The organism is Branchiibius sp. NY16-3462-2, from assembly GCF_001594145.1.
Classification (GTDB): domain Bacteria; phylum Actinomycetota; class Actinomycetes; order Actinomycetales; family Dermatophilaceae; genus Branchiibius.
The window spans coordinates 125,011-140,729 of record NZ_LVCF01000046.1 but is presented as its reverse complement, the minus strand read 5'-3'; the positions used below and the strand labels follow the sequence as shown (position 1 = coordinate 140,729).

Genomic DNA, 15,719 nt, shown 5'->3' with positions numbered 1-15,719 from the left:
AGCGTGAGGCGCTGAGCCAACCAGATTGCTCAAGGGGATAGGACCGGAGCTGAAATGATCAGCGTGTTGCGCTCGATCCGCTCCTTCACCGACCGCCGGTTCCAGGTCAGGCTCGCCCTGGTCTCACTGGGCAACTTCATCGCAGCGATGATGGACATGCTGGCGATCGCGCTGGTGTATCCGATCGTGAACATCTCCTCGGGTGCTTTCTACGACGCGGGAGTCATGGGTGCGCTGAGCCGTTCCCTCGGCTCGCCCCAGCGGGCCACCTTCGTGGCCATCCTGGCCGGGATCATGGTGGGATTGTTTTTGCTCAAGGACCTGCTGCAGATCCTCTTCAACTGGTGGTCCACGGCGCTCATCTACGACGAACGGGCCAAGACCTCGGTGCGCCTGCTGTCCGGATTCCTGCACGCGCCGTACACGCAGATCGCCCAACGTCCCACGGCCGAGCTGATCCAGGTCCTGCAGAACACGGTCACCCTGGCGTTCAACTACGCCCTCGCAGGGTCGGTCTCGGCGCTGACCAGTGTCGTCAGTCTGGTCGCCATGGCCGTGGTCCTCTTCGTGCTCGCGCCGCTACCCACCGTGGGTTTCGCGCTGTATCTCGCCGTCGCCGGCGTCATCTTCGTGAAGGTTCTGCGACCCCGCACGGTCCGCGCCGGACGCGGGGTCGCGGACTTCGCCGGGCAGGAGATCACCGAGTCGATGAAGGCGCTCGGTGCCACCAAGGAGATCCACCTGCGCAACGTCCAGGACGTGTTCATCGAGCGCTATGCGGCCGCTAGTTACCGACGCGCGTACGCCGATCGGATGGCCGGCTTTCTGGGCTCGCTTCCGCGCTACTACCTGGAGATCGTCTTCATCCTGGGCGTCGGAGTCCTGCTGGCCCTCTCCAGCCTCTCGCAGAGCCAGGGCAATCGTGGATCGGTCGGCCTGTTGGCGGTGTTCGTTGCCGCGGGTTTCCGGACGATCCCTTCGGCTTCGGCGCTATTGGGCAGCCTGAGCAACGTGCGGGTGGGCGTGCCCGCGCTGGAGGCGATGGTGCGCGACCTGGACCGGTATCCCGCGAGCGCGCCGCCTGCTGAGAGCGCCGACTCGGCCGCTGGGCCTCTGCACGAGGGCACGTTGCGACTGGAGCAGGTCAGCTTCCGCTACCCGGACGCAACGACCGACGCCCTCAGCGCCGTCGATCTTGCATTCGAGCCGGGGTCGTCGACCGCTTTCGTCGGCAGTAGCGGGGCGGGTAAGAGCACATTGGTCGACCTCATCCTCGGACTGCACACGCCCACCGATGGACAGATCAGCCTGGACGGGGTCGACCTGGCAACCGCACCCCAGCAGTGGCGCGGCGCCATCGGCTACGTGCCCCAGGACGTGTTCCTGTTCACGGGTACCCTGGCCGAGAACATCGCCTTCGATCAGGACCCCACCCAGATCGACAGGATCCGACTCGGCGCGGCGGTTCGGGGCGCGGAGCTGAACGATCTGGTCCAATCGCTGCCGAACGGTCTGGATTCGCAGGTGGGTGAGCGTGGCTCGCTGCTGTCCGGCGGTCAGCGGCAACGGGTGGGAATCGCTCGGGCGTTGTATCGCCAGCCGACGTTCCTGGTGTTGGACGAAGCGACCTCGGCATTGGACAACGAGACCGAGCACCGGATCGCCCGCACTATCAACGACCTCGAGGGATCCATGACGATCATCGTTGTCGCACATCGCCTGTCGACGGTGCGCAACGTGGATCGGGTCGTCTATCTCGACCACGGACGGGTCGCCGCCGTCGGATCGTTCGAAGACGTCATCGCCGCCAGTCCGGGATTCGCGCGGATGGTCAAGCTCGGCGGCCTGTCGCGCGCTGGGTAACGCCTTCTTCGTTACTCGACATCCGGAGAGACGGGAACGCGCACGAGCCGTGGCCACAGATCCCGCGCGAACGGATGGAAGTTGCGCAGCAGTCGCCACGTGATGGGCGCGGGCAGCCAGACCGCCGCGAAATAGACGACTCCACGGACACCGGAGGTGTGACCCCATCCAGTGACCTTCGCCCACGCCTGCCGCGGGGACCGCGCCCAACTGTTGTGGATGATCGCCGCGCCCGGCGGGATGGTGAACGACCGGTCCTCGCCCTCCAGCGCCGGACGAGCCACCTGGAGCGAACCGTCGTCGCCGTCGACCACCGGCCGCAGAAACGCCCCGTGCGTACGCCGAGCGCTGACGAGCGCTGTACCTGGTCGCACGGCGATCGGTCCGGGGTATTCGTAACTGGGTTGCTCGCCGGTCGTGGCGATCTGGAACACGGCGTTGTGGGTGCGCCGGAAGAGGAGGCGCATGGGCCACTCGACGGCGTCCAGACCCTGCGCCTCGGCGTACGCCAGCGCATCCAGCAGGCGCTCGGGATCCGGCAGGACCTCGTCGTTGTCTGTCTGCAGGATCCAGTCGACGTCAGGGCTCAACGCATCGACCGCTGCCTGGCGTTGTTGGGTCTCCATGCTCAGGGGTCTCCCGGGATCAGTCCACCGACCCGGGACCAACCGTAGGAGGTGACGGTCATCAACGGATTCAACCGCAGCCCGGACCTCCTGGAGCGGCAGGGGCTGACCCCTCCAGCCCAACCCATCCTCCGGCCACGGAATGACCAATGCAGACAGCAATGGGTAGTAGCTGCGTAGGGATTTCGCCAGCCACGTGGTGTCCGCGGTGAGCACGTACGCGCCGATCCGTGGACTCATCGGCCATAGGCTAGCCGGGTGGTCGGAGCGCTGCGCGAGAGTGCGAAGAGGATCGCGCCGGCGGGCGCTGTTGCTGCGGTGCGGTGGCGCCGGGACGTATGGAGCGATCTGCGGCTGCGGCTGCTCGCCGACCTCGGCTACGTCCCCTCGCACCGCGTGCGCGCGGGCTGTTACCGCCTGGCCGGCATGCAGTTGCCCAAGACCTCGAGCATCCATTGGCGGGCCGAGTTCTACGCACCGGATCTGATCACCATCGGGCAGCACTGCACGATCGGCGACACGGCGTTCCTGGACGGTCGCAGCGGCCTGGTCATCGGCGACAACGTGAACCTGGGTAGCCACGTCACGATCTACACCCGCCAGCACGACGTCGATTCGCCGGACTTCGCCGAGGTGGGTGGGCCGGTGCATATCGGTGACTACGCGTGGATCGCCAGCCACGCCATCGTGCTGCCCGGAGTGACGATCGGCGAGGGCGCCGTCGTGGCCGCCGGGTCGGTCGTGACCAAGGACGTGGCGCCGTACACGCTGGTGGGCGGCAACCCGGCGCGCTACATCCGCGACCGCAACCGTGATCTGCGCTACCAGCTCGGATACGCCAAACGCTTCGTCTGACCAACCAGGCAGACTGGGGCCGTGCGACTGATCAGTGCGAACGTCAACGGCATCCGTGCCGCCGCCCGCCGCGGAGGGCTGGACTGGCTGGCCGGCCAGCGACCCGATGTCCTGACCCTGCAGGAGGTGCGGGCGACGCAGGCCCAGCTGACCGCGCAACTGGCCGGATCGACGTACGCCGAGTGGCAGCTTGCGCACGCCCCCGCCAGTGCCGCTGGGCGCGCGGGCGTGGCCGTCCTCACGCCGTACGCCATCTCGGACCGGCACATCGGCCTCGCGGGCTTCGAGGAGCAGGGACGCTGGGTCGAAGCGGTCGTCGAGACACCGACCGGCCCGGTTCGCGTCATCAGCACCTACGTGCACACCGGTGAGGCCGACACCCCGCGGCAGGACGAGAAGTACGCCTTCCTGGAGGCCATCACCACCCGCCTGGCCGAGGTCAGGCACGAGCAGGTCGTCCTCACCGGCGACTTCAACATCTGCCACACCCAGCAGGACCTGAAGAACTGGAAGGGCAATCGCGGCAAGGCGGGGTTCCTGCCTGACGAACAGGCCTATCTCAGTAAGTGGTTCGCCGACGGATGGGTTGATGTCACCCGCCGCGCAGCCGGTGACGTCGACGGCCCCTACACCTGGTGGTCATGGCGCGGGAAGGCCTTCGACAACGACACGGGGTGGCGCATCGACTACGCCATCCACTCGCCCTCCATGGCGCAGCGGGTGAGCGGGGTCAGCGTGGGCCGCGCCGCGACGTACGCCGAGCGCTGGAGCGATCACGCGGCGCTGGTCATCGATCACGAGGCAGACTGAAGCTATGACGGATTCGAAACCAGTCGATTGCTGGCTCACCGACATGGACGGCGTGCTGGTCCGCGAGCAACACGCGATCCCGGGCGCCGCGGACTTCCTGGCGGCCCTGCAGGAGACCGACCGGCGCTTCCTGGTCCTGACCAACAACTCGATCTTCACCCCGCGCGACCTACAGGCCCGGCTGCGGGCCACCGGAATCGAGCTGCCGGTCGAGGCGATCTGGACCTCGGCGCTCGCCACCGCGCAGTTCCTGGGCAACCAGCGCTCGGAGGGCACGGCGTACGTCATCGGGGAGGCGGGCCTGACCACCGCGATCCACGAGATCGGCTACGTCATGTCCGACCGGGATCCGGACTATGTGGTGTTGGGGGAGACGCGTACCTACTCGTTCGAGGCAATTACCCGGGCAATTCGGTTGATAGAGAATGGATCTCGGTTCATCGCCACCAACCCGGACCCGACCGGTCCGTCCCGCGAAGGGCCGCTGCCGGCCACCGGAGCGATCGCCGCGCTGATCACCAAGGCCACCGGCGTCGAGCCGTACTACGTGGGCAAACCCAACCCGTTGATGATGCGCACCGCGCTGAACCGCATCGATGCGCACTCCGAGCACACGGTGATGATCGGTGACCGGATGGACACTGACATCGTCAGCGGGCTGGAAGCCGGTCTGCGCACCATCCTGGTCCTGTCCGGATCAACGAATGCCGATGCGGTGCAACGGTTTCCGTACCTCCCGACGCGGGTTCTGGACAGCATCGCCGATGTGGTGCCGTTGGTGCACCAGCTCGCACGGCAGTCGTGAGCGGCATCCTGGTGGTGTGCACCGGCAACGTGTGCCGCTCGCCGTACCTCGAACGTCTGCTCGCCGCGGCGCTGCCGGGCGTGGATGTCTCCAGCGCGGGCACGATGGCCCTGGTGGGCGACGACATCGAGCCGCGGGTCAAGGCCAAACTCCTCGAACGAGGCGTGAACGCAACGGGATTCGCCTCCCGGCAGCTCCAGCCGGCGATGGCGGAGCAGGCCGATCTGGTCATCACCGCGTCGCGCGAGCACCAGCGCAAGGTGCTGCGCAACGCGCCGCGCGCCATGCGCCGCACGTTCACCCTGCGCGAACTTGCCGATGCGCTGGCCGCGGACGCGCCGGTGCACGCCCAGGAGGGTGGGTTGCCGGCCGTGGTGGCCCGGGCGGTCGCCCTCCGCGGCCGCGGCCCGTCGCGGACCGACGAGGAATGCACGGTGCCAGACCCCTACGGCAAGCCGGATGAGGTCGTGAGTGCGATGTCGGCGTACGTCGATGACGCGCTTCCGCCGATCATCAGGGCGATCGAGGTGGCGCTCCAGGGCCCGGCAGGCGGCGACCAGTAGATCAGTGCGCCAGGCTCACGAGCGGGCTGTCGAACTCGTGGGTCTGGGCGATGATCAGGTTCACCCCGTGGCGGGTGATCTCGCGGCGCGCTTCCTCATCGAGGTTGGCGTCGGTGACCAGGGTGTCGATGTCGTCGAGCGTCGCGATCGTGGAGAGCCCGACCACGCCCCACTTGGAATGGTCGGCCACGACGATCACGTGTTTCGCGGATCGGATGAGCGCCCGGTTGGTCTGGGCCTCTTGCAGATTCGGCGTCGTGAGGCCGGCGTTGAGGTCGATGCCGTGCACGCCGAGGATGAGCGAATCGACGTGCGTGGTCGCCAGCATCGCGTTCGCCACCGGTCCGGCCAGTGCGTCGGAGGGTGTGCGCACCCCGCCGGTGAGCACGAGCAGTTGGTCGTCCCGGGACGGGTCGTAAAGCGCCTGCTCGACCCGCGGTGAGTTGGTCACGACCGTCAGACGCTTGATCGGGCGCAGTGCGACGGCCACCGCGTAGGCGGTCGTCCCTGCCGAGACGGCAACCGATGAGCCGGCCTTGATGAGGCTGGCCGCGGTCCGGGCGATGTCTGACTTGTGATCGGGGTTCATCTCCGAGCGGATGTGAAAACCCGGCTCATCGATGGTGCGTTCACCGATGGGGATCGCGCCCCCGTGCACCTTGGCGACCAGCCCCCGCTCGGCCAGCGCTTCGATGTCCCGGCGGATCGTCATGTCACTCACGCCGAGTTCCGCCACGATGTGCGAAACGCGAATCCCGCCGTCCTCGGCGATCTTGCGCAGGATGTGCTCCTGCCGTTGGCGAGCAAGCATGAGTCAATTCCTTCCTGGGTTCAGGATAGGGCGCACGGGCTGCGAAGATGGCTCACATGCCTATTTCTGCCTCGCGGCTGCCCGGGCGGGACGCGCGACCGCGCATCCTGTCCGGAATGCAACCCACGCACGACTCTTTGCACCTCGGTAACTACCTGGGGGCACAGGTGAACTGGGTAGCGATGCAGGAAGAGTTCGATGCGTTCTTCTGTGTGGTCGACCAGCACGCGCTCACGGTGTCCCCGGACCCGGCGCAGTTGCGGCAGCGCACCCGGGTCACCGCGGCGCAGTACCTCGCCGGCGGGATCGACCCGGAGAAGTCGACCGTGTTCGTCCAGTCGCACGTACCCGAGCACTCCCAGCTGGCCTGGGTCCTGTCCTGCATCACCGGGTTCGGGGAGGCCGCCCGGATGACCCAGTTCAAGGACAAGTCCAGCAAGCGGGGCTCGGAGGCGACCAACGTCGGACTGTTCACCTACCCGATCCTGATGGCCGCCGACATCCTGCTCTACGACGCGAGCGCCGTACCGGTGGGTGAGGACCAGCGCCAGCACCTGGAGCTGACCCGTGACCTGGCCGGGCGGTTCAACGCCAGGTACGGCGATACGTTCGTGATCCCCGAACCGCACATCCCCTCGGAGACCGCCAAGATCATGTCGCTGGCGGATCCGGTGTCGAAGATGAGCAAATCCGCGGACAACCAGTCCGGCAACCTGATGATGCTGGACGAGCCCAAGGTCAACATCAAGAAGATCAAGGCGGCCGTGACCGATACCGACAACCAGGTGCGCTGGGATCCGGAGGCAAAGCCCGGGATCGCCAACCTGCTGCGCATCCATTCGGCGCTCTCCGGCGAGCCGGTGGACGGCATCGTCGCCCGGTTCGAGGGCCCGAACCGCTACGGCGCGCTCAAGGGCGAGGTCGCCGATCTGGTGGTCGAGGTGCAGGCACCGTTCAAGGCACGCGTGGAGGAACTGCTCGCCGATCCCGGTGAGCTCGACGCGATCCTGGCCAAGGGGGCTGACCGGGCGCGGGAGGTGGCAGGTGGAGTACTCGCACGCGCGTACGACGCCGTCGGCTTCCTGCCGGCGCGATAATCCGTGCGCACGATCGGCGTCGCACTGGCGATCCCGGAACCCGGCGGCCGGCTCATTGCCGAGGCCCGCGCCCGCGCCGGTGATCCGCTCGCTCGCGCCATTCCCACCCACATCACCTTGTTGCCACCCACCGATGTCGCCGGACTGGATCTGGTGCAGTTCGCCGGCCACCTGGCCCAGGTGGCGCGAGGCTCCCAGCCGTTCCGCGTCGTACTGGCCGGCACCGGCACCTTCCGCCCGGTCTCGTCGGTCGTCTTCGTCAAGGTCGACGAAGGGATCCCCGAACTGAGCCGGTTACAGGCTGCCATCCGGCGCGGCCCGGTCGAGCGACCGCTGGACTTCCCCTATCACCCGCACGTGACGCTGGCCCACGACGTGAGCGATGACGCGATGGACGAGGTGGCGGCGGAGTTCGCCGAGTACCGACAGAGCTTCGTGGCCACGGAGATCGACCTTTACGAGCAGGACGAGGGCGGTAGCTGGGAGTCAGTGCGTCCGTTCCCGCTCGGTTAGGGCTGCCTCACCCCCCAAACGGATACGGCGTCCGTAGAATTACGGTTTGTGGCCACATCAACCGTTCCTGTGAAGCACACGGGGAAGACCGGCAGCACGATCTTCCTCAAGACGGTCATGGCCGTCACCGGTGTGATCTTCGTTCTGTTCGTCCTGCTGCACATGTACGGCAACTTGAAGTTGTTCGTCGGTGAGTCTGCTTACAACGAGTACTCCGAGCATCTGCGGACCATCGGTGAGCCGGTCCTGCCCTACCACGGTCTGCTCTACATCATCGAGGCCGTTCTGCTGGTCTCCGTGATCGCGCACGTCTACTGCGCAGCGACGCTCTGGAAGCGGGCGAACGCCGCACGGCCGCAGCGGTATTCGGTCAAGAAGCGGGTGGCCGCGTCGATCTCCAGCAAGTGGATGCGCTGGGGTGGTCTGTTCCTGCTGCTGTTCATCATCTGGCACCTGCTGCAGTTCACCATCCTGAAGCTCAACGTCGGTAGTGGCGGGCAGGGCGCGGCCATTACCCAGAACCCTTACCAGCTGGTCGTTTCCAGCTTCAACGTGTGGTGGCTGACGCTGATCTACCTGGCCGCGATGATCGCGCTGGGGATGCACCTGAACCACGGCATCTGGAGTGCTTCGCAGACGCTCGGCTTCACCCCGACGCCGACGGCGCGCCGGATCGCCAAGACCACGGCCGGGGTCGTGGCCCTTGTCGTCGCCGTGGGCTTCATCCTCCCGCCCCTGTTCATCCTGTTCGGCGTCATCGACTAAGGACGATCACATGACTGACACCTTCCCCGACATCTATGCCGTCGGTGACCCGATCGCCGACACCAAGTGTCCCGATGGTCCGATCGAACAACGTTGGACCACGGCCAAATTCGAGAACAAACTGGTCAACCCGGCCAACCGCCGCAAACTGTCGGTGATCATCGTGGGCACCGGTCTGGCCGGCAGCGCCGCGGCCGCGACCCTTGGCGAGGCGGGCTACAACGTCAAGGCGTTCTGCTACCAGGACAGCGCCCGCCGCGCGCACTCGATCGCCGCGCAGGGTGGGATCAACGCCGCCAAGAACTACAACGACGACGGCGACTCGACCTACCGGCTCTTCTACGACACGGTCAAGGGCGGCGACTACCGCTCCCGGGAGACCAACGTCTACCGGCTGGCCGAAGTCAGCACCAACATCATCGACCAGTGCGTCGCCCAGGGCGTGCCGTTCGCCCGTGACTACGGCGGCCTGCTGGACAACCGGTCGTTCGGTGGTGTGCAGGTTGCCCGGACCTTCTACGCCCGCGGCCAGACCGGTCAGCAGTTGCTGATCGGCGCCTACCAGGCGCAGGAACGGCAGGTCGCTGCCGGCAGCGTCACCGAGTTCACCCGCCACGAGATGCTCGAGTTGATCGTCGTGGACGGGCGGGCCCGCGGCATCGTGGCCCGGGACATGGTGACCGGCGAGATCGAGACGCACCTGGCCGATGCAGTCGTGCTGGCCTCGGGTGGCTACGGCAACGTCTACTTCCTGTCGACCAACGCGATGGGCTGCAACGTCACCGCCACCTGGCGGGCGCACCGTAAGGGCGCCTACTTCGGTAACCCGTGCTACACGCAGATCCACCCGACCTGCATCCCGGTCAGCGGCGATCACCAGAGCAAACTGACCCTGATGAGTGAGTCGTTGCGTAACGACGGCCGGATCTGGGTGCCCAAGCGCCGCGAGGACTGCGACAAGGACCCGCGGGACATCCCCGAGGAGGACCGCGACTACTACCTGGAGCGGATCTACCCCTCCTTCGGCAACCTGGTCCCTCGTGACATCGCCTCGCGTCAGGCCAAGTACATGTGCGACGAGGGCCGCGGCGTCGGCCCGCTGGTCGGTGACTTCCGCCGCGGCGTCTACCTGGACTTCTCCGACGCGTTGTCGCGGATGAGCCGCGCTGCCATCGACGCCAAATACGGCAACCTCTTCGACATGTACCAGCGCATCACCGGTGAGGACCCGCGTGAGGTGCCGATGCGTATCTACCCCGCCGTGCACTACACGATGGGGGGCCTGTGGGTCGACTACGACCTGGAGACCACGATCACCGGGCTCTACGCGACCGGTGAGGCGAACTTCTCCGATCACGGTGCGAACCGCCTGGGTGCCTCCTCGCTGATGCAGTGCCTGGCCGACGGCTACTTCGTCCTGCCGAACACCATCCGCAACTACCTGGCCGAGGGTCCGTTCGAGCCGGTGGCGCCGGACGCGCCCGAGGTGCTCGAGGCGGTTGCCCAGGTCAAGGGCCGGATCGAGAAGTTGCTGTCGATCAACGGTGAGCGCACCGTCGACTCCTTCCACAAGGAACTCGGCCACATCATGTGGGAGTACTGCGGGATGGAGCGCAACGAGGAAGGTCTGCTCAAGGCGATCGACCTGATCCGCGGTCTGCGCGATGAGTTCTGGCGCAACGTGAAGGTGCTGGGATCCGCCGAGACGCTCAACCAATCGCTGGAGAAGGCCGGCCGGGTGGCCGACTTCCTCGAACTGGGCGAGTTGATGTGCATCGACGCGCTGCATCGCCGCGAATCCTGCGGTGGCCACTTCCGGACCGAGTCGCAGACCGAGGACGGCGAGGCGCTGCGGCACGACGACGAGTTCGCGTACGTCGCGGCCTGGCAGTGGGGTGGCGACGGCGGGAAGCCGGTGCTGCACAAGGAAGACCTCGTCTACAACTTCATCGAACTGAAGCAGCGGAGCTACAAGTGAATCTCACCCTCAAGATCTGGCGTCAGGACGGCCCTTCGGACGCCGGTCGCTTCGAGACCCACCACGTCACCGACGTCTCCGAGGACATGTCGTTCCTGGAGATGCTGGATGTCCTCAACGAGGACCTGCAGGGCGGGGCGAAGGAGCCAGTGGCCTTCGACTCCGACTGCCGTGAAGGCATCTGCGGGATGTGCTCGCTGATGATCAACGGCATGGCCCACGGTCCGGAGGTCACCACCACCTGCCAGTTGCACATGCGCTCGTTCAAGGACGGCGACGAGATCACCATCGAGCCGTGGCGGGCAGCGCCCTTCCCGGTTCTGCGCGACCTGGTCGTGGACCGTTCCTCGTTCGACCGGATCATCCAGTCCGGCGGCTACATCTCGGTCAACACCGGTGCGGCAACCGAGGCCAACAACATCCCGGTGCGCAAGGAAGCCGCCGACCGGGCCTTCGACGCAGCCACCTGCATCGGTTGTGGCGCGTGTGTGGCAGCGTGCCCGAACGCCTCGGGGATGCTCTTCATGGGTGCCAAGATCGCCCACCTCGGAGAGTTGCCGCAGGGCCAGCCGGAGCGGGACGCGCGGGTGGTCAGCATGGTCAACCAGCACGACTTCGAGGGTTTCGGCGGCTGCACCAACATCGGTGAATGCGCGGCCGCGTGCCCCAAGGAGATCCCGCTGGACGTCATCTCCCAGCTCAACAAGGACTTCCGTAAGGCCAAGAAGCACGCCTGATCTGCCCGGCTGTTTCACCCCCTCCCGACCTTGCTAGCCCCGGAGGGACGCACACCTTGGGATCCGGCGTCGTGATGGCGCCGAAAACAAGGACATTGCGGTGATTTCGTGATGTGCTGTGCGCGTCAATCACAGCCACAACGCAGTGGGGTCTTCAATGCGCAACCGTGTCCTCGTCGCCGCCGGAACCGGCGCCGTCATCGCCTTCAGCTCCGCCCCGGCGGCGATCGCCGCCGATTACCCGGTGGATGTCAGCAATCTGAAGGCAGCCAATGTCTCGGTGACCTCGGGCGGGTGCACCAACGTCTACTTCAATGCGAAGTACGCAGTGCGCGATTCGCGGGTCGACCCCCAGTACTTCTTCGCTTCTATTCAGGCCGATCTGTGGCTCGGCAACAAGAACGTCGACACGGATTACGACATGTTGCAGTCGGTGTCAGGCACCTGGAGCAGCAGCTTCTTCTGGTGCCCGTACATGGGGTTCGGAACCTTCAAGATATCCGGCATCCACGGCAGTTACAGCGCTGCGATCAAGAACTCCTACCAGTGGATCAACGACGCGCCGTTCTCGGTCCCAGATACGACGACCTTCACGATCAAGCAGGGCTCGCGGTTCACCAGCGCCAAGATCCGCAAGTCCGGTAAGACCCGGACGATGACTGCCAACGCGTCGTACTTCAAGGCGAGTGACTGGACGAATGCGTGGACGCCGCTGGCCAAGGGCACGAAGGTAGCGCTGCAGCGCCAGGCCGCGAACGGCAAAGGCGCCTGGACCACGGTGAAGACCGTTGCGGTCGGCAAGAACGGTGCGGTATCAGCGAGTTACGCGACCTCGGCAACCTACCGTTACCGCCTATCCAGCGCCGGCAACTCCGTGATCAGCGCCGCTGTCACCGGAAGCCTGCTGAAGTAGCCGGCCGGGGCTAGGCAGCGACCGCGAGGCTGCGCGGGGAGCGCACCTGCTCGTAGTAGGTGATCAGGTCGGCGACGGTCCGCGACCAGCCACGCTGCAACGCGGTCTGCCGCGCTGCATGTCCCAACGCCGCGCGATAGTCCGGGTCCATACAGAGATCGAGCACCACGCGGCGCAGTTCATCGGGACAACCGGCCTCGTAGAAACACCCGGTCCGCCCGGGCTCCACGATGTCCAGCGGACCACCGACTGCCGGTGCCACGACCGGTAGCCCCGAGGCCATGGCCTCCTGCAGGGTCTGGCCGAACGTCTCCTTGGTGCCGGTGTGCACGAAAACGTCGAGTGCGGCGTAGGCCTGGGCCAGCTCGACGCCGGTGCGATACCCCAGGAAGTGCGCCTGCGGCAGCAACCGCTCCAGCCGGGCCCGGCTCGGGCCGTCACCCACGATGACCAGTGACACCGAGGGATCGTCAGCCAGCACCGCCAGGCGGTGCACCTCCTTCTCGGGAGCCAGCCGACCGACGTACCCGACGATGCTCTGACCCTGCGGTGCCAGACACTCGCGGAGGGCGACCACATCAGGGCTGGCGCGCAGTGCCGGGTCGAAGAGGGAGGAGTCGACGCCGCGGCCCCAATGCGCCACGCGAGGTACGCCGCGTGCCCGCAACTGCTCGATCGTTGCCGTGCTCGGGGCGAGGGTGAGGTCGGCGAGCGAATGCAGGTGCCGCACCCAACGCCAGGACAGTGCGGCGACCGGGCGCCCGCCGTACTGACCCAGATAGCCGGGCACGTCGGTCTGGTAGATGGCCACGGTCGGGATGCCCAGGTTGCGGGCCGCGGCCAGTCCGCGGGCGCCCAGCCCGAACGGGGAAGCCGCGTGCAGTACGTCCGGTGCCCAGGACTGCAGCACGGGCTCCAGGGATGCCGGCGGCAGACCCACTCGGAACGATCGAAGGGTGATGCCGCGGACCTGGTGGACGCGGTGGCCGCGGTAGGCGGCGGGCGCGGGACCTGGAGCAATCACCGTGGCCTGGTGGCCCAGGCGGGAGAACTCGTCCAAGATCCGGCAGACGCTGGTTGTGACCCCGTTCAGGGTCGGCAGGAACGATTCGGTGACGATCGCAACCTTCACGACCTACAGCGTGCGTGATCAAGGCGACCAGGAGGGGGCTTGTCAGATGGCGCGGTAGTGAGCGTCTCGTGAACGGTCTCGGCTACCGTTGGCGGCGTGAGCATCGATGATTTCTGGGGGGTCATCCCTGCCGGTGGTTCCGGGACCCGGCTCTGGCCGCTGTCCCGCGAGGCGTCACCGAAGTTTCTGCACGACTTGACCGGGTCCGGCCGCTCGATGCTCCAATCGACCTTCGACCGTCTCGGACCACTGTGCGACGACCGCTTCCTGGTGGTCACCGGCTGGCAACACGTGGACGCCGTCCGTGAGCAACTGCCCGAGCTCGGTGAGGACGATGTGCTGGTCGAGCCTTCCCGGCGTGAGTCGATGCCGGCGATCGGTCTGGCTGCCGCGATCCTGGAGGCGCGTCACCCCGGCGCGATCATCGGCTCGTTCGCCGCTGATCAGGTGATCATCGACGAAGAGGCGTTCCGGGCCTGCGTCACCGAGGCGGTCGCGGTGGCCCGCACCGGCAAGCTGGTCACCATCGGCATCGAGCCGACGCACGCCGCGACGCAGTTCGGTTATATCGAGACCGGCGAACCGCTGGACATCGATGGTGCACCTCGCGCCCACGGGGTGACGGCGTTCGTGGAGAAGCCGGACCCGCTTACGGCCGAGCAGTACTTCCGCTCCGGCCGTTTCCGCTGGAACGCCGGTATGTTCGTCGTCCAGGCGGCCACGCTGATGAGCATGCTGGAGCACTACCAGCCGCTGATGGCCAAATACCTGCGCCAGATCGCGGAGAAGCCGATCCGGATCAACGAGTTGTGGCCCCGGCTGACCAAGTTGGCGATCGACAACGCGATCGCCGAGCCAGCTGCTGTGGATGGTCGGGTTGCGGTGATCCCCGGTGACTTCTCCTGGGATGACGTGGGTGACTTCGCTTCGCTGGCAGGGTTGTTGGCCGACAACGCCGACTCCCCGGGGGTCAAGGTCCTCGGCCGTCGTGAGTTGGTCGTGATGCAGGACGCGACGGGTGTGGTGGCGCCGCGATCGGGTCGCACGGTCGTCGCGATGGGCGTTGACGACATCGTCGTGGTGGATACCGATGACGCCGTCCTGGTGACCAGCCGGGCCCGGGCGCAGGACGTGAAGAAGATCGTCGAGCAACTCGTCGAGACCGGCCGCGCCAACCTGACGTGAACCCCCGCCGCACGACTCTCGACCTGGGCTACCGCCACCTGCTGCGACCTGTGCTCTTCCGGGTCGGCGGTGGCGACGCCGAGGCCGCCCACGAGCAGACACTGCACCGACTGGCGGGTCTCGGGCCGCACCGTCGTGCCGCCATCGCCGCCGCGCTGAAGGTGCCGACCCAATCCGTGACCGTTGCCGGATTGAGCTTCCCCGGCCGGGTCGGGCTGGCCGCGGGCGTCGACAAGAACGGCATCGCGGCCCTGGCGTGGCCGGCCCTCGGCTTCGGCCACGTCGAGCTCGGCACGGTGACCGCCCAACCACAGCCGGGCAACGACCAACCCCGCCTGTTCCGGCTGCGCGACAGCCGGGCCATCATCAACCGGATGGGCTTCAACAACGCCGGTGCCCAGGCGTTGGCGGACCGGTTGCGCGCGACGGGACCGATCGGCGTACCCGTCGGTGTCAGCATCGGCAAGACCAAGGTCACGCCCGTCGAGGAGGCGGTCGGCGACTACCTGACCTCCGTGCAGACCCTCGACCCGGTGGCGGACTACTTCGCGGTCAACGTCTCCAGCCCCAACACCCCCGGTCTGCGCTCCCTGCAGGACAAGGAGCCGCTGGCCGAGCTGTTGGCCGAGATCGTCACAGAGACAACACGATTGGCTGCAGCCACCGGAGGCCGCCCGACCCCCGTCTTCGTCAAGATCGCGCCGGATCTCAGCGACAGCGCCATTGACGACGTGCTCGAAGTGGCCGCGCACGCCGACATCAGCGGGATCATCGCGACCAACACCACCATCGGCCGGGACGGCTTGGCGGACGCTGACCTGCCGCTGGCGAAGGAGGCGGGCGGGCTCTCGGGTGCGCCGCTGACCCGGCGCTCGCGGGCAGTGGTGGAGTACGTCGCCCGGCACGCCGCGCTGCCGATCATCGGCGTGGGCGGGGTCGGCAGCGCCGATGATGCGCTTGCTCTGGTCGATGCCGGCGCGGACCTGGTGCAGGTCTATACCGGCTACATCTACCGTGGTCCGGCCCTGGTGATGGAGCTCAACCAGGCGCTGGGCTGACTAGGCTG

General features: G+C 66.9%; 16 protein-coding genes. 13 read left to right on the top strand and 3 right to left on the bottom strand.

The window, feature by feature from the left end; genetic code table 11:
* Positions 1–54: 54 nt before the first annotated feature.
* On the top strand, positions 55–1,863 hold the full coding sequence (locus AZH51_RS17985; protein WP_291526236.1) for an ABC transporter ATP-binding protein: 1,809 nt from the start codon (positions 55–57) through the stop codon (positions 1,861–1,863).
* 11 nt (positions 1,864–1,874) lie between these two features.
* Here AZH51_RS17985 and AZH51_RS17980 read toward each other — a convergent pair whose 3' ends face one another.
* Complete coding sequence (locus AZH51_RS17980; RefSeq protein WP_291526235.1) at positions 1,875–2,729, bottom strand: hypothetical protein; 855 nt, start codon at positions 2,727–2,729, stop codon at positions 1,875–1,877.
* Positions 2,730–2,747: 18 nt separating this feature from the next.
* Here AZH51_RS17980 and AZH51_RS17975 point away from each other — a divergent pair, with 18 nt between their 5' ends.
* From AZH51_RS17975 to AZH51_RS17960, 4 genes are read left to right on the top strand one after another with little or no spacing between them, the layout of a single operon-like run.
* Positions 2,748–3,344, top strand: a complete 597-nt coding sequence (locus AZH51_RS17975) for a DapH/DapD/GlmU-related protein (protein ID WP_291526234.1) — start codon at positions 2,748–2,750, stop codon at positions 3,342–3,344.
* 21 nt (positions 3,345–3,365) lie between these two features.
* The gene (locus AZH51_RS17970) at positions 3,366–4,154 is read left to right on the top strand and encodes an exodeoxyribonuclease III (protein ID WP_291526233.1); all 789 of its coding nucleotides are present in this window, start codon (positions 3,366–3,368) and stop codon (positions 4,152–4,154) included.
* A 4-nt stretch (positions 4,155–4,158) separates the two neighbouring features.
* Positions 4,159–4,959 carry an HAD-IIA family hydrolase gene (locus tag AZH51_RS17965; RefSeq protein WP_291526232.1) on the top strand — a complete coding sequence of 267 codons (801 nt, stop codon included), beginning with the start codon at positions 4,159–4,161 and terminating at the stop codon, positions 4,957–4,959.
* A complete protein-coding gene (locus tag AZH51_RS17960; RefSeq protein WP_291526231.1) occupies positions 4,956–5,522 on the top strand; it encodes a low molecular weight phosphatase family protein in 567 nt (188 codons plus the stop codon). The genes AZH51_RS17965 and AZH51_RS17960 overlap by 4 nt, the downstream gene beginning before the upstream one ends.
* 1 nt (position 5,523) lies before the next feature.
* Here the strand turns inward: AZH51_RS17960 and AZH51_RS17955 are convergent, their stop codons facing one another.
* Positions 5,524–6,333 carry a DeoR/GlpR family DNA-binding transcription regulator gene (locus AZH51_RS17955; RefSeq protein WP_291526230.1) on the bottom strand — a complete coding sequence of 270 codons (810 nt, stop codon included), beginning with the start codon at positions 6,331–6,333 and terminating at the stop codon, positions 5,524–5,526.
* A 56-nt stretch (positions 6,334–6,389) separates the two neighbouring features.
* Between AZH51_RS17955 and trpS the strand changes: the two genes are divergently transcribed.
* From trpS to AZH51_RS17925, 6 genes are all read left to right on the top strand, one after another.
* Positions 6,390–7,430: a tryptophan--tRNA ligase gene (trpS, locus tag AZH51_RS17950; RefSeq protein WP_291526229.1), complete on the top strand. Its 1,041-nt coding sequence runs from the start codon at positions 6,390–6,392 to the stop codon at positions 7,428–7,430.
* Between the two features lie 3 nt (positions 7,431–7,433).
* Positions 7,434–7,943, top strand: a complete 510-nt coding sequence (locus tag AZH51_RS17945; RefSeq protein ID WP_291526228.1) for a 2'-5' RNA ligase family protein — start codon at positions 7,434–7,436, stop codon at positions 7,941–7,943.
* A 48-nt stretch (positions 7,944–7,991) separates the two neighbouring features.
* Positions 7,992–8,708, top strand: a complete 717-nt coding sequence (locus AZH51_RS17940; protein ID WP_291526227.1) for a succinate dehydrogenase cytochrome b subunit — start codon at positions 7,992–7,994, stop codon at positions 8,706–8,708.
* 10 nt (positions 8,709–8,718) lie between these two features.
* Positions 8,719–10,686 carry a fumarate reductase/succinate dehydrogenase flavoprotein subunit gene (locus tag AZH51_RS17935; protein WP_291526226.1) on the top strand — a complete coding sequence of 656 codons (1,968 nt, stop codon included), beginning with the start codon at positions 8,719–8,721 and terminating at the stop codon, positions 10,684–10,686.
* Entirely contained in the window at positions 10,683–11,423 is a 741-nt protein-coding gene (locus AZH51_RS17930) for a succinate dehydrogenase/fumarate reductase iron-sulfur subunit (protein WP_291526225.1), read from the top strand. The genes AZH51_RS17935 and AZH51_RS17930 overlap by 4 nt, the downstream gene beginning before the upstream one ends.
* Before the next feature lie 157 nt (positions 11,424–11,580).
* Positions 11,581–12,336, top strand: a complete 756-nt coding sequence (locus AZH51_RS17925) for a hypothetical protein (RefSeq protein WP_291526224.1) — start codon at positions 11,581–11,583, stop codon at positions 12,334–12,336.
* A 10-nt stretch (positions 12,337–12,346) separates the two neighbouring features.
* Here the strand turns inward: AZH51_RS17925 and AZH51_RS17920 are convergent, their stop codons facing one another.
* Complete coding sequence (locus AZH51_RS17920; protein WP_291526223.1) at positions 12,347–13,468, bottom strand: glycosyltransferase family 1 protein; 1,122 nt, start codon at positions 13,466–13,468, stop codon at positions 12,347–12,349.
* A gap of 96 nt (positions 13,469–13,564) precedes the next feature.
* Here AZH51_RS17920 and AZH51_RS17915 point away from each other — a divergent pair, with 96 nt between their 5' ends.
* Together AZH51_RS17915 and AZH51_RS17910 are read left to right on the top strand one after the other, a co-directional pair.
* A complete protein-coding gene (locus AZH51_RS17915) occupies positions 13,565–14,653 on the top strand; it encodes a mannose-1-phosphate guanylyltransferase (RefSeq protein ID WP_291526222.1) in 1,089 nt (362 codons plus the stop codon).
* The gene (locus AZH51_RS17910) at positions 14,650–15,711 is read left to right on the top strand and encodes a quinone-dependent dihydroorotate dehydrogenase (protein ID WP_291526221.1); all 1,062 of its coding nucleotides are present in this window, start codon (positions 14,650–14,652) and stop codon (positions 15,709–15,711) included. Before AZH51_RS17915 ends, AZH51_RS17910 begins: the two co-directional genes overlap by 4 nt.
* Positions 15,712–15,719 lie beyond the last annotated feature (8 nt).